Origin of the sequence: Nocardioides sp. LS1 (assembly GCF_003865225.1) — a bacterium.
In the GTDB taxonomy this organism is placed as follows: domain Bacteria; phylum Actinomycetota; class Actinomycetes; order Propionibacteriales; family Nocardioidaceae; genus Nocardioides; species Nocardioides ginsengisegetis.
On sequence record NZ_BIFF01000002.1, the window covers coordinates 508,111 to 530,931 of the forward strand.

The window sequence follows — 22,821 nt, forward strand, 5'->3', positions numbered from 1 at the left end:
CGGGCCCTCGCGTGTGTTCAGCGGGTGCTGAGGCAGTTACCTGCGGATCAGCTGGCGCCGCCGGTGAGCTTCTCGCGGAGCGCCTGCAGCGCCTCGTCGGACGCGAGCGAGCCGCCCTCGGACTCCGCCTCGGTGGACTCGGTGCCACCGCTGGAGTACGAGGTGGCCTCGCCGGCCTCGACCTCGGCCTTGGCGGCCTCGGCCTGCTGCTTGACGTGCTGCTCCCAGCGAGCGTGCGCCTTGGCGTACTGCTCCTCCCAGACCGCACGCTGCTCGTCGAAGCCCTCGAGCCACTCGCCGGTCTCCGGGTCGAAGCCCTCGGGGTAGACGTAGTTGCCCTGCTCGTCGTAGGTCGCCGTCATGCCGTAGAGCGTCGGGTCGAACTCCTCGACGTCCGTCGCGGTGGCGGTGTCGTTGGCCTGCTTGAGCGACAGCGAGATCCGGCGACGCTCGAGGTCGATGTCGATGATCTTGACCATGACGTCGTCGTTGACCTGGACGACCTGCTCGGGGATCTCGACGTGACGCTCGGCGAGCTCGGAGATGTGCACCAGGCCCTCGATGCCCTCCTCGACGCGGACGAACGAACCGAAGGGCACCAGCTTGGTGACCTTGCCCGGCACGATCTGGCCGATCTGGTGGGTGCGGGCGAAGTGCTGCCACGGGTCCTCCTGCGTCGCCTTCAGCGACAGGGAGACACGCTCGCGGTCCATGTCGACGTCGAGGACCTCGACGGTGACCTCGTCGCCCACGGCGACGACCTCGGACGGGTGGTCGATGTGCTTCCAGGACAGCTCCGAGACGTGGACGAGACCGTCGACGCCGCCGAGGTCCACGAACGCACCGAAGTTGACGATCGAGGAGACGACACCCTTGCGGATCTGGCCCTTCTGGAGCTGGGTCAGGAAGCCGTGGCGAACCTCGGACTGGGTCTGCTCGAGCCACGCACGACGCGACAGGACCACGTTGTTGCGGTTCTTGTCGAGCTCGATGATCTTCGCCTCGAGGGTCTGGCCCACGTAGGGCTGCAGGTCGCGCACGCGGCGCATCTCGACGAGCGAGGCGGGCAGGAAGCCACGCAGGCCGATGTCCAGGATGAGACCACCCTTGACGACCTCGATGACCGTGCCCTCGACGACACCGTCCTCTTCCTTGACCTGCTCGATCGTGCCCCAGGCGCGCTCGTACTGGGCGCGCTTCTTGGACAGGATCAGACGGCCTTCCTTGTCCTCCTTCTGGAGAACCAGGGCCTCGACCTTGTCGCCCACGGAAACGACCTCGGAGGGGTCGACGTCGTGCTTGATCGAGAGCTCACGGGAAGGGATGACACCTTCGGTCTTGTAACCGATGTCGAGGAGGACCTCGTCACGGTCGACCTTGACGATGGTGCCCTCGACGATGTCGCCGTCGTTGAAGTACTTGATGGTCGCGTCAATGGCCGCGAGGAAGTCTGCTTCAGAACCGATGTCGTTGACCGCAACCTGCGGCGCGTCGTAATCGGGAAGGATCGAGATGGTGCTCGTCATAAGGGAGTTGGGTCCTTGGATGGATGAAGTCGTGCGGGCACGCCGGAAGTCCGGTTTCACTACCGATGAGACGCCCCACCGACGGTGAGGCTTGATAGCGAGCCAGTGTCCACTCGGTCTGGGACCCAGGCAGACTGCAGGCGCAGTGTCCAAGACTACGCCGCGGCGCACGCGGGAGTCCAACCGCGGGCGCCCCTGACCGCAGGCGTGGCCCAGGCGGTGGTTCAGGCGGGGACGGCCCCCGGATCACGCCTGCGGGCCACCTCGCGCAGCAGTACGTCGGCCGCGGCCGCGACCGGGTTGACGCTGCGGCGGGTCGCGAGGTCCACCAGCGCCCACAGGTCGGCCGCTCGGGCGAGGGCCAGGGCGTCGGCCGGCGTCGTCCCGCGCCGGTCGGCGTACGCCGCCAGGACGGCCGCGGTGAAGTCCTCGTCGCGCTCGAAGCGGAGCAGGTTGCCCAGGTCGGTGAAGGGGTGCCCGGAGTGCGCGAACTCCCAGTCCAGGACCCCGGTGACCTCGAGGGTCCGGGGGTCGACAAGGAGGTTCTTGGGGTTGAAGTCGCTGTGCACGAGGCAGACCCGGCCGACCGTGTCGAGCAGCGCCTGGGCGTCGACGGCGACCTCGCGGAGCCCGTCGAGCTCGTCGGGGGTCCACCAGCCCAGCTGCGGCGTCGCGAGGTCGACGTACGCCGGGAGCCCGTCGACGTCCTGCCCGTCCGGCCAGAAGCTGCCGATCCGCAGGTCGCCGTCGACGAACGGGCCCGAGCGCAGGAAGGGCATCCCGCCCAGGTCGGCCAGGATCCCGGCGAGCCGGGCGCCGAGCTCGGCACGGGCGGGGGCGTCGAGGGTGGGCAGCAGCAAGTCGCCGCGCTCCCCCGGCAGGTGCGAGGTGACCAGGAGGGCGGGCATCCCGGTGGCGGGGTCGGCCCGGCGCACCTCGAGGACCTCGGCGACCGGGACCAGCCCGCGCACCAGCCGCAGGAGGGCCGCGTCGACCTCGTGGGCCGCGTCGCCACGCGGGCCCGGCTCGGCGTAGATCCGCACCACCGACTGCTCACCGGCGACGCCGGCCAGGAAGGTCTGCCCCGACCAGCCGCCGGCGAGCGGCGTGAGGGAGGCGAGGTCGGTGCCGGCGGGGTCCATGGCAGTAGTCTGCCGGTCGTGGACGCCGACGCAGCACCCGCACATCCCCCCGTCCGCGTCGAGCGGCGGCCGGTGGACGAGGCCGAGTCCCGGCACGCCAACGGACCCGACTGGGACCGCTACGCCGACGAGTACCAGGCGACCCACGGCGAGTTCCTCGGCGACGCCGGCTTCGTGTGGGGCCCGGAGGGGCTGACCGAGGCGGAGGCCGGGATCCTGGGCGACGTCACAGGCAAGGACGTGCTCGAGGTGGGCTCCGGCGCCGGGCAGTGCTCGCGCTGGGTGCGCGACCGCGGCGGCCGGTCCTACGGCCTCGACCTCAGCCACCGCCAGCTCCAGCACTCGCGCCGGATCGACCTCGACACCGGCATCGTGGTGCCGTCGGTGCTCGGCACCGCCACGCACCTGCCGTTCGCCGACGACACCTTCGACGTCGTGTTCTCGTCCTTCGGCGCGCTCCAGTTCGTCGCCGACATCGAGCGGGCCGTCGCGGAGACCGCGCGCGTGCTGCGGCCCGGCGGCCGCTACGCCTTCTCGATCACCCACCCGACGCGGTGGATGTTCCCCGACGACCCGGGCGAGCCGGGCCTGGTGGCGAGCCAGTCCTACTGGGACCGCACGCCGTACGTCGAGATCGACGACCTCACCGGCGTGGTGTCCTACGTCGAGCACCACCGCACGCTGGGCGACTGGGTCGCCCTGCTGGCCGGGGCCGGCTTCCGGATCACCGACCTGCTGGAGCCGGAGTGGCCCGAGGGCCACGACCGGGTCTGGGGCGGCTGGTCCGGGACGCGCGGACGCTACACGCCCGGCACCGCGATCTTCGGTGCCGAGCTGCGCGACTGACGTTCGGGGCTGGTGGCTACTTGCTGCCGGCGGCAACCGGCTGGCGGCTGGGCGCGCTCGGTGCGGAGCCGTTGCGGCCGAGGAACAGCAGGGCCAGCCCGATGAGCAGCATCGGGATGCCGACGGCGTAGCCGACGACCGGGACGGTCTTGGTGAGCGTGTTGAGCTGGTCGGCCTGGCCGCCGATGTCGTCGGCGAAGGTCTGCACCTGGTCCTTGGTGAAGGCCAGCGTCAGGTCGAGCAGGACGTCACCGTTGTCGGTGAAGCGCTGCTGGTGCTCGCGCTGGTCGACGATGCCGCCGGTCAGGGGCTCGATGAAGAACTCCTTCTCGTCGGTGTAGGTGCCCTGGATGCCGTCGGACACCTCGGCCGGGGCGTCGGAGACGGTCGCGACGTAGACGTAGCACTCGACACCGTCGAGGGTCTCGGTCCGGTCGTACTTCGCGTCGACCGTCGTCTGCAGGACCGTGTCCCAGTAGGGGTAGGTCGTCTTCTTCGAGTGGAAGGGCCACTTGTTGACCAGGCCCTCGTGCGGCACGGCGTCGGCCGGGAGGTACTTCGGGTCGTTGACGGCCAGCGCGTCGACGCGGTCCGCGGCGAAGTTGTCCTCGGACGCGTTGATCAGGCGGTCCTGCGGGTCGTCGGCGGAGACGCACGTCGTGACGTCACCCTCGTCCTTGACCAGGCAGGCGAAGTTCTGGAAGACCGCGACGTTGTCGTCGGACTTCTCCGAGTCGGTGTGCGTGATGCTGTAGGCCTTGACGGGCGTCTCCTGCAGGTCGCCCGAGGCGTCCGGCAGCTGGGCGGTGCCCTCGAGCTCCGTCGTGGTGTTGACGTCGATCGGCGTCTTCTCCAGGGCACCGGGCGCATACGCCTGGGCGAGGATGGCGAGGACGACGAGGAAGCCGCCCACGAAGGCGAGCGCCGCTCCTACTTTTCTACGCACAGAATCCCCTCCCAGAGCACGTGCAGAACGGCCGAACTGTAACAGCACTGACCGGCGGGTAACTGTCTTCACTAGAGTTCGTGCCGTGTCCACCGACCTCCCCACCGCGCCCGCGCGCCGCGTCGACGTCTTCGACGGCATCCGGGGCATCGCGATCCTGCTGGTGGTGGTCTCCCACGGCTGGGCGCTCTGGCCGGTCACGTGGATCTCCGACCACGCCGTGCCGTCGGCGATCTTCCGCAGCGGCAACTACGGCGTCTCGATCTTCTTCGTGGTCGGCGCCTTCGTCTCGACGCGCGCGCTGCTCCGCGGCCTGGACTCCCCCGTCGGCCTCAACCCCGCCGTCGCATTCGTACGTCGCTTCCTGCGACTCTCCGGACAGCTCTACCTGCTGCTCGGCGTCGTCGTGCTGGTCTCGGTCTTCGACCTCGGCGACCCGTTCTCGGACAAGGTGACCCGGGCGTCGGTCCTGCACATCGGCACCTACACGTGGAACTGGTACCTCCAGGGCCACTCGGTCGCGGCCCGATCCGACCTGGGCCACCTGTGGTACCTCTCGGTCGACCTGCAGGTCTTCGTCGTGATCCTGCTGCTGGTGCACCTGCTGCGCCGCCACCGGGCCTGGCTGGTCGTCGCGCTCGGCGCCCTGCTCGTGCTGTGCGCGTGGTGGCGCTTCCACGTCTCGGGCACCGAGCTGCTCTACGTCTCGCTGCTGCGCTCCACCGTCCGGATGGACGCGCCCGTCGCCGGCGCCCTCGCCGCGGCCGCCCTGCCCTACCTCGGGTCGCTGCGGCCCTACGCACGCCCGGCCGCGACCGTGAGCCTGCTCGCGCTGGTGCCGCTGCTGCACCTCAACGTCAGCAACGCGTCGTACTTCTCCTGGTGGGGCCTGCTCCTGGACGCCGCCCTGGTGACGTTCGTGGTCAGCTGCTCGCTGGCCGTGCCGCCGCCCGCCGTGACGCGCGCGGTCGGCAACAAGGTGCTGACCTGGCTGGGCCGCTGGTCCCTGGGCATCTACCTGTGGCACTACCCGGTCTTCTACTTCGTCTCCCGGCACACCCATGAGTGGCGCTGGCAGGCGCGGACCGTCCTCGCCGTGCTGGTGTGCGCGGCGATGGTGTGGTTCGGCCACCGGGTCGCGGAGCGACGGGTGACCACGCTGCTGCGCTCGCCCGTCTGGGAGGAGCTGTCCGCGGGGGTGTGGCCCTACTTGCGGCGGCGGAGCCGGTCGATGCGGGTCAACAGGCGGTTGACCGACTCGTCCTTGATGCCCAAGCGACGCTTCACCCGGTCGTAGACGTCGAGCGCGATCCGGTCGGCGCCGATGGCGGCCTTCTTGAGCCCGGACTCCTCCGGGCGCGCCCGGTAGTTGGTGGAGCGACGCTCCACGTCGGTGCCCTGCGTGAAGTAGTAGAGCGCCATCGACCGGCGCGCGACGTCCGGCGGACAGGTGAGGCCGTCGGGGTGCCCGTGGAAGGTGTCGTACGCCGTGGTGAACACCAGCATCCGGTTGCCGGCGGGGGTGACCTTCGCCTGGCAGGCCGTCATGTCCTTGTCCCAGAGCTCGAGCTTGCCGCCCCACTCGTCGCGCCACTCGGTGTTGAGGTAGAGCAGGATGTTGACCCGCCGCGCCCAGTCCTCGTGGGTGTGGTGGGTGGTGAAGTCCGCGTGGATGTTGAGGTGGCCGCCGGTCAGGGTCTGGTGCAGGCCGCCGCCGTCCATCGACCAGTCGGGGATCAGGTCGTCGATGCCGGTCAGCTTCTCGAGGTAGGCCACGAACTCCGACGAGCAGAACTCCTTCGCCACGTCGTGGAGGGTCGGCCCCCACGAGTCGGGCTGGGTGTTGGAGTACTTCGTCTCGTTGACGTGGAGGTAGCCCTTCCAGAACTCGTCGGTGATGCCGGGGAACTCGCCGGCCGCCTTGTCGAAGACCTCCGGCAGCAGGACGCCGTCGATCACGACGTGTGGGAACGGCGCGGCCGCGGCGTAGGCGGCCGCCTTGCCGTCGAGGTCCTGCTCGAGGCGGGCGTAGTCGATGAGCGAGCTGTCCGGCATGGCCGGAAGTGTGCCACGAAGCGGCGGTCGCGGCCCCGTGCAGCGGATAGAATCCCGTCCCGGTCCCTCATGGGAGGCAGCCGCGACCGGTGGCTGGGTTGGGGACCGTCAGGGAGAAATCAATGCAGCACCCCATCAAGCCCGGCCCCGCGAAGCAGGCACCGCGCGTCGGCGTCCTCGTCGTCGCCTACAACGCCGCCGGCACGCTCGCCGAGACACTGTCGCGGCTGCCCGCGTCGTTCGCCGAGACCGTCGACCACGTGCTCGTGTGCGACGACGCCAGCTCCGACGACACCTACGAGGTCGGCCTGCGGTTCCAGAGCGGCTCGACGCTGCCGCTCACCGTCGTCCGCCACCAGGAGAACCTCGGCTACGGCGGCAACCAGAAGGCGGGCTACGCCTGGGCGATCGAGCACGGCCTCGACATCGTGGTGCTGCTGCACGGCGACGGGCAGTACGCCCCCGAGCGCATCGAGGACCTGGTCGCCCCGCTGGCCAACGGCGACGCCGACGCGGTCTTCGGCTCCCGGATGATGGAGCGCGGCCGCGCCCTCGAGGGCGGCATGCCGATGTACAAGTTCGTCGGCAACAAGATCCTCACCAGCTTCCAGAACAAGCTGACCGGCCTGCAGCTGACCGAGTGGCACAGCGGCTACCGCGCCTACCGCGTCGACGCGCTCGCCGACCTCGACCTCGCGTCGTACACCGACGCCTTCGACTTCGACACCGAGATCATCCTGGGCCTGCACGCCCAGGGGAAGCGGATCGTCGAGGTGCCGATCCCGACCTACTACGGCGACGAGATCTGCTACGTCAACGGCATGAAGTACGCCAAGGACGTCAGCGTCGACGTGGTGAAGTTCCGGATGCGCCGGATGGGCTTCGGCGAGACCGCCACGGCAGGCCCCGACCTCGACGCCTACGAGCTCAAGCCCTCCGAGCACTCCTCGCACGGCGTGCTGCTGCGCTGGCTGTCGGCGGTCGCGCCGTCGCGGGTGCTGGACGTCGGCTGCTCCGACGGCCAGTTCGCCGCGCTCGCCGGCGCCTACGGGCACCGCGTCACCGGCGTCGACCTCGTCAAGCACGAGGGCGTCGCGGAGCGCGTCGAGCACTTCGTGGAGGCCGACCTCAACGCCGGCCTGCCCGCCGACGCCGGCACGGGCTACCGCGTCGTGGTCGCGGGCGACGTGCTCGAGCACGTGGTCGACCCGCAGCGGCTGCTCACCGACATCGCCTGCCGGCTGGCCGACGACGGCGAGGTGCTGGTGTCGGTGCCCAACTTCGGTCACTGGTACCCCCGCGCCCGCGCGGCCACCGGCACCTTCGACTACGACCAGCGCGGCCCGCTCGACCACGGCCACGTCCGGTTCTTCACCCGCAAGAGCTTCGAGCGGCTGATCGCCCAGTGCGGCCTGCGGATCGTCGAGCGCGAGACCGTCGGGTCGCCGTTCGACATCCTCGAGCGCGGCGCCGCGAGCGACCGCGCGGCCCGGATCGCGGGTAGGGTCGCGGTCGCCGACCGGGCGGCCACGCGCATGTGGCCGACCATGTTCGGCTACCAGTTCCTCTACCGCCTGGAGCGCGCTTGAGCCCTGACGTGGCTGCCCGGCGGCGCACGGTCGCGACCGCCTCGGGTGTCACCGTCGGTGCCGCTGCCTACCTCCTGACGCTGCTCGACTGGGGCACCAGCCTCACCCGCCGGGCGAGCGGGCTGGGCTATGCCTCGAACTTCTTCGACATCCAGGCGCGGGCGCTGATGGCCGGCCACCTCTGGGTGCCCGACGACAGCCTGTCGATCGAGGGCTTCGTGCTGCGCGGCCACACGTACATGTACTTCGGGCCCTGGCCGGCGATCCTGCGGATGCCGGTGCTCGCGACCACCCACGAGTACGACGGCCGGCTGACGCTGCTGTCGATGGCCCTCGCCTTCGTGGTGCTCGCGGTCGTGACCACCCGGCTGGTCTGGCTGGTGCGCGACCTGATGTGCGGCCAGGAGGAGCTCACCCGGCTCGAGGCCGGGTCGATCGCGGTCTTCCTCGCGCTGGCGCTGGGTGGCACCACCCTGACCTACGACGCCTCCCTGCCGTGGGTCTACCACGAGGTCTACGCCTGGGCCGTGCCGTTCGTGCTCGGCGCGATGTACTGGATGCTCCGCGTGCTGCGCTTCCCCGCCCCCGCCGCGATCGGCTGGCTGCTCGCCTTCGACCTCGGGGCGGTCATGACCCGCACGACGGGCGGCTTCGCGGTCTGCCTCGCCACGGTCGGGGTCGGCGTCTGGCTGCTGTCCGGCCGCGTGCACCGGCTGCGGCGCCGGTCCGGCTGGGCCGTCGTGGTCGCGGGCGTGCTGCCGGTCCTCGCGGGCGTGGCGCTCAACTACGCGAAGTTCCGCAACCCCTACCTCTTCCCGCTCGAGGACCAGGTGTGGACCTCGCTCAACGCGCACCGCCGCGAGGCGCTCGCCGTCAACGGCGGGACCATCACCGGGCTGCAGTTCTTCCCGACCGCGTTCATGGCCTACTTCCGCCTCGACGGCATCCGCTTCACCGACTACTTCCCCTTCGTCACCACGCCGTCCCACCCGGCTCGCGCCTACGACGGGGCCTTCCTCGACCAGAGCTACCGCACCGGCAGCGTCACGGCCTTCATGCCGTGGCTGCTCGCGCTGACGGTGCTGTCGGTGCCGGTGCTGTTCCGCCCGGGGGTCGACCTGCCGCGCCGGATGCTCCGGCTCCCCCTCATCGCCGGCGTGCTCGTCACCGGCGGCGTCATGGCCTACGGCTACTTCGCCTTCCGCTACACCTGCGAGTTCGTGCCCGCGCTGGTGCTGGGCGGCGCCGTCGGCACGGTGGCGCTGACCCACTGGCTGCGGGGCCGGCACCTGCTGCTCGGTGCCTTCGTCGGGCTGGCTGCGCTGGCCACGGTGTTCTCGACCGGCGCGGCGATGCTGACCGGCTACGCCGCCGCCGCCACGACGTACGGCGGACCGCAGCTCGCGTCGTACCTCGACCTCCAGCACCGGCTCACCCCCGATGCCCAGCGGGCGCTGGTCACCCACGGCACGGGGCTGCCCGAGCAGGGACGCACCGACGAGATCTACGTGCAGGGCGACTGCGACGCGCTCTACCTCGCCACCGGCGAGGACGCGACGCCGTGGCTGCTCGTGGAGCGACGCAGCCTCGTCGTCTCGGTCACGGTCAGCCGGTCCGCCGACGCCACCCGCGTGCTGCTGGCGCGGGTCGGCACCCAGATCCCCAGCACCGTGTGGATCCAGACGGACGGCGACGGCCGGGCCCGGCTGCTGCTCGTCACCCGCTACGGCAGCCAGCCCGGGCAGTGGTTCGACATCCTCAACCCCGGCAGCATCCGGGTCGGCATCCTCGACCGCGCCGAGCTCGGCTACGCCGAGGTCAGCTCGACGCCCGGTGGGCAGGTCGGCTACGTGCCGTCCTCGGAGTACGACGAGGACTGGGTCACCCACCCCATCGACATCACCCCGGTGGTCGACACCGCCGCCGCGGCCGCCCGCGGCATCGGCGTCAGCGTCGAGCGCGGCCTCGCCCCGCCGGTGTGCACCGAGCTGACGGGCGGCTGAGGTGCGCGTCGCGTTCCTGACCTGGCGGGACTCCACCCACCCCGACGGCGGCGGGTCGGAGGTGTTCGTGGAGGAGGTCGCCCGCGAGCTGGTCCGGCGCGGGCACACCGTGACGATGCTGTGCGCCCGCCACCCCGGCTCCGCGGCCCGGTCCTCGCTGGACGGCGTGGAGATCGTGCGGCTCGGCGGCCGGCTCACGGTCTACCTCCGGGGGCTGCTGTGGCTGGCGACCCGCGGCCGGTCCTGCGACGTGGTCGTCGACGTCATCAACGGGCTCCCCTTCGGAGCGCCGCTGGTCCGGCGGCGCGGCCTGGTGGCGCTGGTCCACCACGTCCACCGCGAGCAGTGGCACATCATCTACCCCGGCTTCTGGGGCAACCTCGGCTGGTTCGTGGAGCGTCGCGTCACGCCGTGGCTCTACCGGCGGCACCCGCACCTCACGGTCTCGCAGGCCTCCCTGGACGACCTCGCCTCGATCGGCATCCCGCGGTCGTCGCTGACCGTGGTCCGCAACGGGATCTCCACCGCGCCGGCCGGCGCCACCCGGTCGGCCACGCCCCGCGTCTCGGTGCTGGCGCGGCTGGTGCCGCACAAGCAGGTCGAGCACGCCTTCGCGGCGATCGACGTACTCCGTCGGGAGGTGGAGGGGCTGCACCTCGACGTGATCGGCGAGGGCTGGTGGCACGAGGAGCTCCTCGCGGAGGTGCGCCGCCTCGGCCTGGAAGACGCCGTCACATTCCACGGCCACGTCGACGCGGCGACCCGCGACCGGCTGCTCGGGGAGTCGTGGCTGATGGTGCTGCCCTCGGTCAAGGAGGGCTGGGGGCTCGCGGTCCTGGAGGCCGCCGTGCAGGGCACCCCCACCGTCGCCTACCGGTACGCCGGCGGCACGGCCGAGTCGGTCGTGGACGGGTGCACGGGGCTGCTGGCCGACGACCTCGACGGCCTGGTGTCGCACGTGCGGACGCTGCTCACCGATGCGGAGCTGCGGGAGCGGCTGGGTCGCCGGGCGACGGAGCGCGCGGCGGAGTTCTCGTGGTCAGGGACGACCGACGTGGTGGAGAAGGTGCTGCGCGAGGCGCAGCGGGGCTGATCAGTCCGGCGTCAGGACTGGTCGCCGTAGACCATGATCGGCTGGCTGGCCGGGTTGGTGGACGGCGCCTTGGTCTGCGAGTACACCACGCCGTACATCGTCACGGACGCGGTCAAGCCACCCGCGATGGCGGGCAGCAGGAACTTCAGCAGCAGCGGCACGGTGCCTCCCTCTCTCTGGCGTGGCAGAGCGTATCAGGGCGTCTGACGTTTCACGGGTTCTTCGTGACGCACTCGACGACGCGACAGGGCCGCCCCGAGGCCGGCGAGGACGACCAGGAGCGCGAGGGCGTCGACGAGCCCGACGAGCGCCCGGTCTCCGGTCGAGGCGCCAGGCGGGACCGCGGCGCCGGGGACGCGGTAGAGCGCGACCTGATCGTCCCGGTAGACCGCGTCCAGCCCACCGACGTCGAGCCGCTTTGCAGCCGGGTCGTCGAGGTAGACCAGCACCCAGGTGACGTCGTGGGCGGTCGTGAGGTCGGGCTGGTCCGGACCCTCCCCGTCGATGCGCGTGTCGCCGACCTGGAGGTCGGTCGAGACCAGGACGGGACGGTCGAACCAGCGCAGCGCGGGGTCGGAGGAGCTCAGCCCGTTGCCCCACGAGAAGACGCGATAGGAGCGCCACGGGAGCGTGACGACGCGGGCGCCCGCCGGACCCGCGTCCATCAGGGCGGCCACCTGGTCCAGGCCCGCGGGGTAGTCGACGGGTCGCACCGTGTCCCAGGTCAGGCCCGGGCCGTCGGGCACCAGCGCGACGGGCAGGGGCACCGCGAGCAGGGCTACGGCGAGCACCACCTCGGGCCCGTGGGCGCGCACGGCGGCGACGGCGCGGTCGGCGGCGACGCCGAAGGACGCGGCGACGAGGACCACGAAGGGCGCGAGGAACTTCTGGCTGTCCCGCAGCAGGCCGGCTCCGGGCACGGTGTCGACGAGCCAGCGGACGACGTCGTCGCCCCCGGGGACGCTCGACGCGAACGCCAGCAGCAGCCCTACACCGCCGAGCACGGCCAGGCGGCGCACGTCGGGCACCCGGCGGGCGCCGATGGCGAGGACGGCCACCACCAGCACCGCCGTGACGGTCGACCACCACGAGTCGCGGGTGGCCGGCACGCTCAGCGCGTCCCAGATGCCGCCGAGGCCCACCAGCGCGGTCAGCACTCCCCCGGGACCCTCCGCCCCGGCGGAGAACGCGTCGACCCCGGCCGGGTCGGACGTGCCGCCACCCGGGCCGAGCAGCGACGGGACCAGCCAGGTCAGGTTGAGCAGCACGCCGACACCCACCAGCCACCAGGTGCGGCGGGCACGACGGGCGCCGGTCACCAGCGCGACCAGGGCGCCGAGGGCGCCCCCCGTCGGGGTGAGGGCGGCCAGGCCGAGCCAGGCGGTCACGGCGCCCAGGTCGCGCGGGCCGCCGCCCTCGCGGAAGCGACGGGCCGCCATCACCAGCCACGGGAGTGCGGCGTACGCCGCGAGCAGGGCCCACTGCCCCAGCGCGAGCCGCTCCACGACGTACGGGTTCCAGACGGCGAAGCCGCCGGCGGCGAGCCGGCCGACGGTGCCGAGGTCGCGGACCAGGCGGTGGGTGCCCCAGCCCGCGGTCGCGAGGACGAGCGGCAGGACGAGCCGGGCGAGCACTCCCCCGTCGACGAGCTTCGTCAGCAGCGAGACCACCGCGTCGAGCGGCACCGCCCGCGGCGCCGCGTCGCCGAGACCCACCGAGGCGTCGGTCCACGGCTGGTGCGGGACGAACACCAGGTCGCGCGCCAGCGGGTAGCCGCCGTGGGTGAGCAGCGGCAGGGTGAGCACGACGGCGAGCAGCAGGGGCCACGCGTCGAGCGCGAGATCCCGGGGCCGTCGACGCATAGGCTCACCCTATGGCCGTGACTCCCCGCCCCGTCGGCGACTTCGAGGCGATCCCCGGCTGGCTCACGCCCGACCAGGCGACGCTGCTGCGCGAGGCCGCGTCACGGGTGCCCCCCGGCGGTGTCGCGGTCGAGATCGGCAGCCACCACGGCCGGTCGGCGATCGTGCTCGCCGCCGCGCTCCCCGTCGGTGCGCGGCTGGTCGCGGTCGACCCGTTCCCCTCCGACTGGCGCTACGGCGCGCCCGGCACCGAGCAGTCCTTCCGCGCCAACCTGGCCCGGGCCGGGGTGGCCGGCCGGGTCGACGTCCGCGTCGCCACCAGCGCCGACGTCCGCCGGGACTGGTCCGGCCCGCTCGACCTCGTCTACGTCGACGGCAAGCACGACCACTGGACGGTCCGCGACGACCTGCACTGGGCCGACCACGTCACCCCCGGGGGCTGGGTGCTGGTCCACGACGCGTTCTCCTCCCTCGGCGTCACGACCGCCCTGCTGCGCGACGTCCTGCCGTCGCGGTCGCTGCGCTACGCCGGCCGCGTCGGGTCGCTGGCCCGGCTGCAGGTCACGCCACCCTCGCGCCGCGACCGGCTCCGGATGCTGGCCGAGCTGCCGTGGTGGGTGCGCAACCTCGTGGTCAAGGTCTTGCTCCGGCTCCGGCTGCGCCCGCTGGCGCGCCTGCTCGGCCACCAGGGCGCGGCCGACCCGTTCTGAGCCTGTTCAGGGTCTCCGGTCAGGTTCCGGACAGGGTGACCATCTAGGCTCGAGTCGTGAGCACCATGACGGGGGAAGCACCCAGCCGTCTGCGCGGACTCCTCCGCGGCAGCGCCGGCATCGCGGTCGCGATGGCGGTGATGAACGTCGCCACCTACGGCTTCCAGATGGTCGCGGCCCGGCTGATGGGCCCGAGCAACTACGGTGCCATCGCCGGCCTGATGGCGCTGCTCATGGTGATCGCCGTGCTCCAGCTCGGCCTGCAGGCCACCGCCGCCCGCCGGATCTCGGCGACGCCGGGCCACGTCGCCCAGATCGAGCAGGTCATCCTCGCGGTGACCTACAAGGCCGCCTTCGTGCTCGGCGGCGTCATGCTGCTCGCCTCCCCCGCCGTGTGGGTGCTGCTCCGGCTCGACAGCATCGTCCCCGCGATCCTGCTCGCCGTCGCCGCCGTCCCGCTGACGATCATGGGCGGCCAGGCCGGCATCCTCCAGGGCGAGCGCCGCTGGTTGCCGCTGGCCGGCGTCTACATGGCCGTCGGCGTCCCGCGCCTGCTCATCGGCACCGCCTTCATCCTGTGGCGGCCCAGCGAGACCTCGGCGATGTTCGGCGTGGTGGTCGGCCTGTTCGTGCCCGCCGTCATCGGCTGGTGGGCGCTGCGTCACGGCCGTGACGAGGGCGAGACGAGCGAGGACCACCTCGCCCGGCCGATCGTGCGCGAGACGCTGATCAGCTCCCAGGCGCTGCTCGCCTTCTTCGTGCTCTCCAACCTCGACATCGTGGTCGCCCGCAACATCCTCGACGACCACAACGCAGGCCTCTACGCCGGCGGCCTGATCCTCACCAAGGCGGTGCTGTTCCTGCCGCAGTTCGTGGTCGTGGTCGCCTTCCCGTCGATGTCGACGGTCGAGGAGCGGCGCCGGGCGCTCGTGCGCAGCCTCGCCGCGGTCGCGGTCATCGGTGTCGTCTGCACCCTCGGCGCCTGGCTGCTCTCGAGCATCGCCATGGTCTTCGTCGGCGGCGACGGCTACCTCGACATCCAGTCCTACCTCTGGCGCTTCGCCGTCATCGGCACGTTGCTCTCGATGCTGCAGCTGCTCGTCTACAGCGTGCTGGCGCGCCAGGGCACCCGGTCGGCGTACGTCGTGTGGCTGGCCGTGCTGGGCCTGGTCGGCGCCAGCGCGTGGATCCACTCCCTCACCGGACTGATCCTGGCCGTCACCGTGGTCGACGGCGCGCTGTTCGTGCTGCTGCTGGCGCTCAGCCTGTGGCGGATGCGGCTGCCCGCCCCGGCCGCCCCGGCCGCACCGGCCGCACCGCCCGCCTGACCTGCCTAGTGCGCGGCCTCGTGCCAGCTGCGGCCGGTGCCGACGGAGACGTCGAGCGGAACGGCGAGGTCGGCCGCGCCGCCCATCTGCGCGCGCACCAGCGCGTCGAGCGCCTCCCGCTCCCCCTCGGCGACCTCGAACACGAGCTCGTCGTGGACCTGGAGCAGCATCCGTGAGCGCAGCCCGGACTCGGCGAGCGCGGCCTCGACGTTGAGCATCGCGACCTTGATCAGGTCGGCGGCCGAGCCCTGGATGGGCGCGTTGAGGGCCATCCGCTCGGCCATCTCGCGGCGCTGCCGGTTGTCGCTGGTCAGGTCGGGGAGGTAGCGGCGACGGCCGCGGATGGTCTCGGTGAAGCCACTGCGGCGGGCCTCGTCGACGACCCCGGCGAGGTAGTCACGGACCCCGCCGAAGGTCTGGAAGTACTCGTCCATGAGGCCCCGCGCCTCGCCGGGCTCGATGCGGAGCTGCTGGCTCAGGCCGAACGCCGACAGGCCGTAGGCCAGGCCGTAGTTCATCGCCTTGATCTTGGCCCGCATCTCGGAGGTGACGTCCTCGGCCGGGACGCCGAAGACCCGGGCCGCGGTGATGGAGTGGAAGTCCTGGCCCGACTTGAACGCCTCGATGAGCAGGGCGTCCTCGGACAGGTGGGCCATGATCCGCATCTCGATCTGGCTGTAGTCGGCCGTCATCAGGCACTCGTAGCCGGCCCCGACGACGAAGCCCTCACGGATCCGGCGGCCCTCCTCGGTGCGGACGGGGATGTTCTGGAGGTTGGGGTCGGTGCTGGAGAGCCGGCCGGTGGCGGCGATCAGCTGGTTGAACGTGGTGTGGATGCGGCCGTCGCTGGCCACGGTCTTGAGCAGGCCCTCGAGGGTCTGGCGCAGGCGGGTCACGTCGCGGTGGCGCAGCAGCGCGAGCAGGAAGGGGTGCTCGGTCTTCTCGTAGAGCTGCTGCAGGGCGTCGGCGTCGGTGGTCCAGCCCGTCTTCGTGCGCTTGGTCTTGGGCATGTCGAGCTCGTCGAAGAGCACCACCTGGAGCTGCTTGGGCGAGCCGAGGTTGATCTCCTTGCCGATCACGCCGAAGGCCTCCTCGGCGGCCTTCTTCACCTCACCGGCGAAGTGGCCCTCGAGCGACTCGAGGTGGTCGGTGTCGACGGCGATGCCGATCTGCTCCATGCGGGCCAGCAGGTTGACCAGCGGCAGCTCGATCTCGGCGAGCAGCTGGGCTCCCCCGTGCTGGTCGATGGCGGTGTCGAGAGCTTCGGCGAGGTCGAGGACGGCGCGCGCGTGCAGCATCGCGGTGTCGGCCGCGCCGGTGTCGGCGCCCTCGAGGCTGTCGAAGGTGAGCTGGCCGCTGTCGGCGGTCTCCTGCTTGAGCTCGCGCTTGAGGTAGCGCAGCGTGAGGTCGGCCAGGTCGTAGGAGCGCTGGTCCGGGCGGACGAGGTAGGCGGCGAGTGCGGTGTCGCTGACCAGTCCGGCAAGGGGCCAGCCCCGCGCGGCGAGCGCCAGCATCGGCCCCTTGGCGTCGTGGAGAACCTTGGCGCTGGCGGGGTCGGCGAACCAGGCGGCCACCGCCGCGTCGTCGTCGGGGCTGATCTCGGTGGCGTCGAACCAGGCGGCTGTGCCGTCGGGCGCCGCGAGCGCGACCGACCACACCTCGCCGGTGCCGGCCCGCCACGTGCCGGTCAGGGAGACGCCGGTGCGGACGCCGGACGCGGGGGCGGCGTGCTCGGCCAGCCAGCCGGCGACCTCGCCCCGGGCCAGGCGCTGCCCGGCCATCTCGAAGCCGGAGTCGTCGATCTCCTCCTCGGACTGCAGCGTCTCGAAGAGCCGGTCGCGCAGCACCCGGAACTCCAGGCTGTCGAAGAGCGTGTGCACCTCCTGCCGGTCCCAGGCGCGGACGGCCAGCTCGGCCGGGGTCAGCTCGAGGTCGAGGTCGCGCACCAGCGCGTTGAGGCGGCGGTTGCGCATCACGTCGCCGAGGTGCGCGCGGAGGTTGTCTCCGGCCTTGCCGGTGATCTTGTCGACGTGGGTGATGACGTTGTCGAGGCCGTCGTACTGGTTGATCCACTTGGCCGCGGTCTTGGGGCCGACGCCGGGCACGCCCGGCAGGTTGTCGGAGTCCTCCCCGACCAGCGCGGCGATCTCGGGGTAGCGGTGGGGCGGCACGCCGTACTTGGCCTCGACGGCCTCCGGCGTCATCCGGGCGAGGTCGGAGACCCCGCGCATGGGGTAGAGCACCGTGGAGTGGTCGGTGACCAGCTGCAGGGAGTCGCGGTCGCCGGTGAGGATCAGGACGTCGAGGTCGTCGGCGAGCGCCTGCGTGACCAGGGTGGCGATGATGTCGTCGGCCTCGTAGCCGTCCTTCTTCAGGAACGGGATGCGCAGCGCGTCGAGGACCTCCTCGATCAGCGGCAGCTGGCTCTTGAACTCGTCGGGGGTCTTGTTGCGCTTGGCCTTGTATTCGGCGTACTCCTCCATGCGGAACGTCTGGCGCGAGACGTCGAACGCGACCGCCACATGGGTCGGCTGCTCGTCGCGGAGCACGTTGATGAGCATCGAGGTGAAGCCGTAGACCGCGTTGGTGTGCTGGCCGGTCGTCGTCGAGAAGTTGTCCACCGGGAGCGCGAAGAACGCGCGGTAGGCCAGGGAGTGGCCGTCCAGCAGGAGCAGACGGGGGCGGGCGGTGTCGACAGGAGTGGCAGCGAGCTCAGGCACCCCGCGACTCTATCCGTCGCCATGGACAGCCGGACCGTCGGCAACAATGGCCGCATGAGCGCCGATTCCGCACACCGTCCGCACGACCAGATGACGATCGAGGAGTACGTCGCCGCGATGCCGCAGGGCATGGGCGCGCTCAACGACCGCATGGGCATCCAGCTGCACGAGGTGTCGGCCGAGCGCGTGGTCGGCACGATGCCCGTCGAGGGCAACACCCAGCCGTTCGGGCTGCTGCACGGCGGCGCGTCCGTCGTCCTCGCCGAGACCCTCGGCTCCGTGGGCTCCTACGCCCACGCCGCGCCCGACAAGGTCGCCGTGGGCGTCGACATCAACGCCACCCACCACCGCGCAGCCACCTCCGGCACGGTCACCGGCGTCGCCACCGCGATCCACCTCGGCCGCACGTCGGCGTGCTACGAGGTCGTGATCACCGACGAGCGCGGCAAGCGGGTCTGCACCTCGCGGATCACCTGCGCGCTCATTCCCGCGGAGCGGGTGGGCTGAGTCGCTCCGGGGTTGTCGCCCGCTTCGCGGGCGGATTTCCGCTGCGCGGGGCTTGCTCCCCGGGGCGCTCTCCAGCAGTTGCGGGCCGGCGGCGCGGTCCCACGGGCCCGAGCACGGCGCTTGGGCGGACGCGTCGCCGACCAGGCGGTTTCCTTCCGGGCCGCCGCGCGGCGCCGCGCACGCCTTTTATGCGCCGCGCGTCGGCCCCGCGTGCCCGCCCCACCGTCCCGGGTTGCTTCCCGAGCCCCGGGCAGCCGGGGGTGAAGGAGTCGGTCGACCACCGTGGCTGCGCTACCGCAAGACGAGGGACATGCCGCGTCAGCACGGAACGGGTCACCTGACGACCCTTCACCCCCGCCCGCCCGAGAGCCCGGGTACGGCCCGGGGACGGCGGGACGCGCACGCGGGCGCGACGCCCGTCGCATAAAAGTCGCGCGTGGCGCCGCCCCAAGCGGGCCGTAACCACGTGCGGGCGTCAGGGGGGGCGGCGACGCGCCGACCAAGCGACGGGCTCGGGCCCGTGGGAGCGCCCCGTCGGCCCCACCCCGGAGCCCGACCTCCCGGGGAGGCAGCCCCGCGCAGCGGCAACCCGCCCGCGAAGCGGGCGACAACCTCAGGACGGAGTGCTCTGCGCGCGCCGCAACGACCGGCGCGCGGCGAGGACGTGGGTCAGTTGGCGACCGCTGGTGCGCTGCAGCGCAGGCCTCTGGGCGGTGAGCTTGGAGCGGACCGCGTGGGTGGTGGCCACGCGGAAGACTGCCTGCGGGCCGAGCGCCAGGCGGGCCATGAAGCGGTTGGCGTCGCGGGAGGCCGAGGCCGCGGCGGTGGCGAGGTGGCCGACGCCATTTTCCTCGGCGTAGGACACCGCGGCGTCCATCAGCGAGCGACCGACGCCCTTGCGGCGGTACTGCGGGAGGACGTGCGGCGAGATGGCCTGCACGGTGGGCTCGAGGTTGATGGGGCTGAGCGGGGTGATGCGGAGGTAGACCGCGCCGGCCAGCTCGCCGTCGTACTCGGCGACCACGAGGCGCTCGGTGTCGGAGGTGGCGGCCGACTCGATCACCGACACCAGGTCGGCGACCTGCTCGTCGTGCTCGACGCGTCGGATGACGTCGCTCCACAGCACAGCCAGCTGGGGTGCGTCGGACGGCAGCGCACAACGCAAGGACACCAGCGAACGACTCATCGTCCCGCCTTCCGGAGTTGAGTGGGCAGCGCGTCTTGGTCCCCCGATCTGCGACCCACGGGCGCGAGACTACGCTCAGCCTCCCCGGATTGTCAGAGGAGACCCCGTGATCGCCGGAATCGGCACCCTCGTCAACGTGGCGACCGTGCTTCTCGGAGCCACCATCGGTGTCCTCCTGGGCAACCGCCTGCCCGTCCGCACCCGCGACGTGGTCACCGACGCGCTCGGTCTGGTCACCCTGCTGATCGCCGCCACGTCGGCGATGGCCGTGCTCGACGACGGGCTGGCCGACGCCGTCGGCTCGAGCGCCCCGATGCTGATCGTGCTCGGCTCACTGCTGATCGGCGGCATCGCCGGGTCGCTGCTCCGGCTCGAGCAGCGGGTCGAGTCGTTCGGCGGCTGGCTGCAGACCCGGCTGTCCGGCGACCACGGCACCGTCGAGCGACACCGCTTCATCGAGGGCTTCGTGACCGCCTCGCTGCTGTTCTGCACGGGCCCGCTCACGATCCTGGGATCGCTCAACGACGGCCTCGGCAATGGTGCAGACCAGTTGTTCCTCAAGTCCGTGCTCGACGGCTTCGCGGCCATCGCGTTCGCGGCGTCGTTCGGCTGGGGGGTCGCCGCCAGCGCGCTGACCGTGGTCGTGATCCAGGGCAGCCTGACACTGTTCGGCTTCCTGCTCGGCGACGTGCTGCCCGATCCGCACCTGTCGGCGCTGACGGCCACGGGCGGCCTGCTCCTGGTCGGCGTGGCCCTGCGCCTGCTTCGCATCCGGGAGATCCCGGTCGCCGACCTCCTGCCGGCGCTGCTCGTGGCGCCGGTCCTGGTCGAGATCGTTTCGTCGTACACCTGAGACGCCCGCGGTCGGCGGTTCGCCCGACCACACCGGCCGGGACAGCACTAAAATTGGCCGCATGCAGAATCGACCTTCGCGCGCCCTCGTGGCCGCCACCCTGTCGGCCCTCGCGCTCGGCATGACCGCGTGTTCCTCCGGTGGTTCCTCCACGTCCACCTCCGGCAACGACCTCGGGCTGATCAGCGACGGCACCCTGACCGTCTGCTCGGACGTCCCCTACCCGCCCTTCGAGGACTTCGACAAGTCCGCCGCCACCGGCTTCAAGGGCTTCGACGTCGACGTCGTGAACTCCATCGCGGCCAAGCTGGACGTCAAGGTCGAGATCAAGGACTCCTCCTTCGACGCCCTGAAGAGCGGGCTCGCGATCAACTCCAACCAGTGCGACCTGGTGGCCAGCGCCATGACCATCACGCCCGAGCGCGAGCAGGCGATGGGCTTCAGCGACGGCTACTACGACTCCGAGCAGTCATTGCTCGTCGGCGCCGACTCCGGCATCGCCAGCATCTCCGACCTCTCCGGCGTCAAGGTGGGCGTCCAGAAGGGCACCACCGGCGAGGCCTACGCCAACGACCACGCCTCGGGCGCGGACATCGTGGTCTTCCCCAGCGACGGTGAGATGTACGCCGCCCTCAAGGCCGGCCAGGTCGACGCCCTGCTCCAGGACCTCCCGGTCAACATCGACCACCAGAACGACCCCAGCCAGAACGGCGCGTTCAAGGTCGTCGAGACCTACGACACCGGTGAGAAGTACGGCTTCGCCATGAAGAAGACCAACACCGGTCTCATCGACGCGGTCGACAAGGCGCTCGGCGACATGAAGTCCGACGGCAGCTACCAGAAGATCTACGACTCCTACTTCGCGACAGCCAAGTGACCCTCAAGCGTTCCACCCGCCGCCGCCTCCGGGACGGCACGCTGTACGCCGTCCTGGCGGCGGTGGTCCTGCTCGTCGTCCTCCGGGCCAACCGGGACGCGATCTCGGCCAACTTCCTCGACAAGGACACGTGGAAGGAGCTGTGGCCGGACATCATCCTGACCGCGGCGAAGAACACGGTGAAGTACACCGTGACCGCCTTCGCCGGCGGCATCCTGCTGGCGCTGGTGCTGGCACTGATGAAGCTGTCCCCTCTGCGGCTCTACCGCTGGCTGGCCACGGCGTACATCGAGTTCTTCCGCGGGCTGCCGGCCCTGGTCGTCATCATCTTCATGGCGCTCGGCGTGCCCCTGGCGTTCGGCTGGATCCCTCCGGGCGGCACGATCGGCGCCGGCATCATCGCGCTGATCCTGGTGTCGGGGGCCTACATGGCCGAGACCCTGCGCGCCGGCATCCAGGCGGTGCCCAAGGGCCAGCACGAGGCGGCCCGCTCGCTGGGCATGAACGGTCTCTGGACGATGGTCACCGTGATCCTGCCGCAGGCGGTCCGGATCGTGATCCCGCCCCTGACCAACGAGTTCATCCTCCTGGTCAAGGACACCTCGCTCCTGGCGATCGTGGGCATGCAGGCCAACCAGGTCGAGCTGACGTCCTTCGGCCAGAACGGCCTGACGACGTACGCCAACGCCAGCCCCCTGCTCGCGATCGCCCTGGTGTACCTCGTGATCTCCATCCCGGCCACCCAGCTGGTCGCCCATCTCGAACGCCGACAGCAGAGGGCATCTCGATGACGACGACCGCCAGCGCCACCCCCGCGATCCAGGTCTCCGACCTGCACAAGTACTTCGGGACCAACGAGGTGCTCAAGGGCATCGACTTCCGGGTCGACCAGGGCCAGGTCGTCTGCGTCATCGGCCCCTCCGGCTCGGGCAAGTCGACCCTGCTGCGGTGCGTCAACCGCCTCGAGGAGCCGACCTCGGGCCGGATCCTCGTCGAGGGCATCGACATCACCGACCCGGAGACCGACCTCGACGCGGTCCGCAGCCGGATCGGGATGGTCTTCCAGCAGTTCAACCTGTTCCCGCACATGGACGTCCTGGCCAACCTCTGCGTGGCACAGCGCCGCGTCAAGAAGCGCTCGCGCGACGAGGCGGTCCAGGTGGCGCGGGCGAACCTCGCCAAGGTCGGCCTGTCGGAGAAGGAGAAGGCCTACCCGGCACACCTCTCCGGTGGCCAGCAGCAGCGCGTGGCGATCGCCCGTGCCCTGTCGATGGACCCCGACATGATGCTCTTCGACGAGCCCACGTCGGCCCTGGACCCCGAGCTGGTCGGCGACGTCCTGTCGATCATGAAGGACCTGGCTGCCGAGGGCATGACGATGATGGTCGTCACCCACGAGATGGGCTTCGCCCGTGAGGTCGGCGACCGGCTCGCGTTCATGGACGGCGGCGTGATCGTCGAGGAGGGCGACCCGCGTCAGGTCCTCGCCGACCCCCAGCACGACCGCACCAAGGCGTTCCTGTCCAAGGTTCTCTGAGGGTCCTCTGAGCCGTCCCTGACCGGCCCCCTGCGGGGGTC

At 71.4% G+C, this 22,821-nt stretch carries 20 protein-coding genes; 12 read left to right on the plus strand and 8 right to left on the minus strand.

The window, feature by feature from the left end; all coding sequences use genetic code 11:
* Positions 1-47: 47 nt before the first annotated feature.
* Positions 48-1,526, minus strand: a complete 1,479-nt coding sequence (gene rpsA / locus EJF31_RS07250; protein WP_125036427.1) for a 30S ribosomal protein S1 — start codon at positions 1,524-1,526, stop codon at positions 48-50.
* Between the two features lie 224 nt (positions 1,527-1,750).
* Positions 1,751-2,668, minus strand: coding sequence for a phosphotransferase family protein (locus EJF31_RS07255; protein ID WP_125036428.1), 918 nt, complete (start codon positions 2,666-2,668; stop codon positions 1,751-1,753).
* Between the two features lie 18 nt (positions 2,669-2,686).
* Here EJF31_RS07255 and EJF31_RS07260 point away from each other — a divergent pair, with 18 nt between their 5' ends.
* A complete protein-coding gene (locus tag EJF31_RS07260; RefSeq protein WP_125036429.1) occupies positions 2,687-3,514 on the plus strand; it encodes a class I SAM-dependent methyltransferase in 828 nt (275 codons plus the stop codon).
* 16 nt (positions 3,515-3,530) lie between these two features.
* On the opposite strand, the gene EJF31_RS07265 is transcribed toward EJF31_RS07260, so the two are convergent.
* Positions 3,531-4,460, minus strand: coding sequence for a DUF3068 domain-containing protein (locus EJF31_RS07265; protein WP_185736172.1), 930 nt, complete (start codon positions 4,458-4,460; stop codon positions 3,531-3,533).
* Positions 4,461-4,545: 85 nt separating this feature from the next.
* On the opposite strand from EJF31_RS07265, the gene EJF31_RS07270 reads away from it, so the two are divergent.
* Positions 4,546-5,757, plus strand: a complete 1,212-nt coding sequence (locus EJF31_RS07270) for an acyltransferase (RefSeq protein ID WP_185736173.1) — start codon at positions 4,546-4,548, stop codon at positions 5,755-5,757.
* On the opposite strand, the gene EJF31_RS07275 is transcribed toward EJF31_RS07270, so the two are convergent.
* Complete coding sequence (locus EJF31_RS07275; protein ID WP_125036432.1) at positions 5,667-6,515, minus strand: 2OG-Fe(II) oxygenase; 849 nt, start codon at positions 6,513-6,515, stop codon at positions 5,667-5,669. The two genes, EJF31_RS07270 and EJF31_RS07275, sit on opposite strands and share 91 nt — an antisense overlap.
* A gap of 122 nt (positions 6,516-6,637) precedes the next feature.
* On the opposite strand from EJF31_RS07275, the gene EJF31_RS07280 reads away from it, so the two are divergent.
* Genes EJF31_RS07280 through EJF31_RS07290 form a run of 3 tightly spaced genes read left to right on the plus strand, consistent with a single transcriptional unit; the run spans position 6,638 to position 11,200 of the window.
* Positions 6,638-8,104: a bifunctional glycosyltransferase/class I SAM-dependent methyltransferase gene (locus tag EJF31_RS07280; RefSeq protein WP_125036433.1), complete on the plus strand. Its 1,467-nt coding sequence runs from the start codon at positions 6,638-6,640 to the stop codon at positions 8,102-8,104.
* The gene (locus EJF31_RS07285) at positions 8,101-10,107 is read left to right on the plus strand and encodes a hypothetical protein (protein WP_125036434.1); all 2,007 of its coding nucleotides are present in this window, start codon (positions 8,101-8,103) and stop codon (positions 10,105-10,107) included. The genes EJF31_RS07280 and EJF31_RS07285 overlap by 4 nt, the downstream gene beginning before the upstream one ends.
* A gap of 1 nt (position 10,108) precedes the next feature.
* A complete protein-coding gene (locus tag EJF31_RS07290; protein WP_125036435.1) occupies positions 10,109-11,200 on the plus strand; it encodes a glycosyltransferase family 4 protein in 1,092 nt (363 codons plus the stop codon).
* An 11-nt stretch (positions 11,201-11,211) separates the two neighbouring features.
* Here EJF31_RS07290 and EJF31_RS21785 read toward each other — a convergent pair whose 3' ends face one another.
* Positions 11,212-11,361 carry a hypothetical protein gene (locus EJF31_RS21785; RefSeq protein WP_182539019.1) on the minus strand — a complete coding sequence of 50 codons (150 nt, stop codon included), beginning with the start codon at positions 11,359-11,361 and terminating at the stop codon, positions 11,212-11,214.
* 33 nt (positions 11,362-11,394) lie between these two features.
* On the minus strand, positions 11,395-13,062 hold the full coding sequence (locus tag EJF31_RS07295; protein WP_125036436.1) for a hypothetical protein: 1,668 nt from the start codon (positions 13,060-13,062) through the stop codon (positions 11,395-11,397).
* A 17-nt stretch (positions 13,063-13,079) separates the two neighbouring features.
* Between EJF31_RS07295 and EJF31_RS07300 the strand changes: the two genes are divergently transcribed.
* Positions 13,080-13,772, plus strand: coding sequence for a class I SAM-dependent methyltransferase (locus EJF31_RS07300; RefSeq protein ID WP_221767490.1), 693 nt, complete (start codon positions 13,080-13,082; stop codon positions 13,770-13,772).
* Positions 13,773-13,837: 65 nt separating this feature from the next.
* Positions 13,838-15,100: a lipopolysaccharide biosynthesis protein gene (locus EJF31_RS07305; protein ID WP_125037679.1), complete on the plus strand. Its 1,263-nt coding sequence runs from the start codon at positions 13,838-13,840 to the stop codon at positions 15,098-15,100.
* Positions 15,101-15,105: 5 nt separating this feature from the next.
* On the opposite strand, the gene polA is transcribed toward EJF31_RS07305, so the two are convergent.
* Entirely contained in the window at positions 15,106-17,820 is a 2,715-nt protein-coding gene (gene polA / locus EJF31_RS07310; protein ID WP_125036438.1) for a DNA polymerase I, read from the minus strand.
* 54 nt (positions 17,821-17,874) lie between these two features.
* Between polA and EJF31_RS07315 the strand changes: the two genes are divergently transcribed.
* Entirely contained in the window at positions 17,875-18,327 is a 453-nt protein-coding gene (locus EJF31_RS07315) for a hotdog fold thioesterase (RefSeq protein ID WP_125036439.1), read from the plus strand.
* A gap of 613 nt (positions 18,328-18,940) precedes the next feature.
* Here EJF31_RS07315 and EJF31_RS07320 read toward each other — a convergent pair.
* Positions 18,941-19,513 carry a GNAT family N-acetyltransferase gene (locus tag EJF31_RS07320; RefSeq protein WP_260430692.1) on the minus strand — a complete coding sequence of 191 codons (573 nt, stop codon included), beginning with the start codon at positions 19,511-19,513 and terminating at the stop codon, positions 18,941-18,943.
* A 106-nt stretch (positions 19,514-19,619) separates the two neighbouring features.
* Here EJF31_RS07320 and EJF31_RS07325 point away from each other — a divergent pair, with 106 nt between their 5' ends.
* The 4 genes from EJF31_RS07325 (at position 19,620) to EJF31_RS07340 (ending at position 22,780) form a co-directional block, all read left to right on the plus strand.
* Positions 19,620-20,366 (plus strand): DUF554 domain-containing protein, encoded by a 747-nt coding sequence (locus EJF31_RS07325; RefSeq protein WP_185736174.1) that lies wholly within the window; start codon positions 19,620-19,622, stop codon positions 20,364-20,366.
* 61 nt (positions 20,367-20,427) lie between these two features.
* Complete coding sequence (locus EJF31_RS07330; protein ID WP_125036440.1) at positions 20,428-21,243, plus strand: ABC transporter substrate-binding protein; 816 nt, start codon at positions 20,428-20,430, stop codon at positions 21,241-21,243.
* Positions 21,240-22,034 carry an amino acid ABC transporter permease gene (locus tag EJF31_RS07335; protein WP_125036441.1) on the plus strand — a complete coding sequence of 265 codons (795 nt, stop codon included), beginning with the start codon at positions 21,240-21,242 and terminating at the stop codon, positions 22,032-22,034. The genes EJF31_RS07330 and EJF31_RS07335 overlap by 4 nt, the downstream gene beginning before the upstream one ends.
* Positions 22,031-22,780 (plus strand): amino acid ABC transporter ATP-binding protein, encoded by a 750-nt coding sequence (locus tag EJF31_RS07340; RefSeq protein WP_125036442.1) that lies wholly within the window; start codon positions 22,031-22,033, stop codon positions 22,778-22,780. The genes EJF31_RS07335 and EJF31_RS07340 overlap by 4 nt, the downstream gene beginning before the upstream one ends.
* Positions 22,781-22,821: the final 41 nt, after the last annotated feature.

Bases quoted from the DNA above. Each gene is read 5' to 3' on its own strand.
- rpsA (WP_125036427.1), bottom strand. From the start codon at position 1,526: ATGACGAGCACCATCTCGATCCTTCCCGATTACGACGCGCCGCAGGTT.
- EJF31_RS07255 (WP_125036428.1), bottom strand. From the start codon at position 2,668: ATGGACCCCGCCGGCACCGACCTCGCCTCCCTCACGCCGCTCGCCGGC.
- EJF31_RS07275 (WP_125036432.1), bottom strand. From the start codon at position 6,515: ATGCCGGACAGCTCGCTCATCGACTACGCCCGCCTCGAGCAGGACCTC.
- EJF31_RS07280 (WP_125036433.1), top strand. From the start codon at position 6,638: ATGCAGCACCCCATCAAGCCCGGCCCCGCGAAGCAGGCACCGCGCGTC.
- EJF31_RS07295 (WP_125036436.1), bottom strand. From the start codon at position 13,062: ATGCGTCGACGGCCCCGGGATCTCGCGCTCGACGCGTGGCCCCTGCTG.
- EJF31_RS07305 (WP_125037679.1), top strand. From the start codon at position 13,838: ATGACGGGGGAAGCACCCAGCCGTCTGCGCGGACTCCTCCGCGGCAGC.
- EJF31_RS07315 (WP_125036439.1), top strand. From the start codon at position 17,875: ATGAGCGCCGATTCCGCACACCGTCCGCACGACCAGATGACGATCGAG.
- EJF31_RS07320 (WP_260430692.1), bottom strand. From the start codon at position 19,513: ATGAGTCGTTCGCTGGTGTCCTTGCGTTGTGCGCTGCCGTCCGACGCA.
- EJF31_RS07330 (WP_125036440.1), top strand. From the start codon at position 20,428: ATGCAGAATCGACCTTCGCGCGCCCTCGTGGCCGCCACCCTGTCGGCC.
- EJF31_RS07340 (WP_125036442.1), top strand. From the start codon at position 22,031: ATGACGACGACCGCCAGCGCCACCCCCGCGATCCAGGTCTCCGACCTG.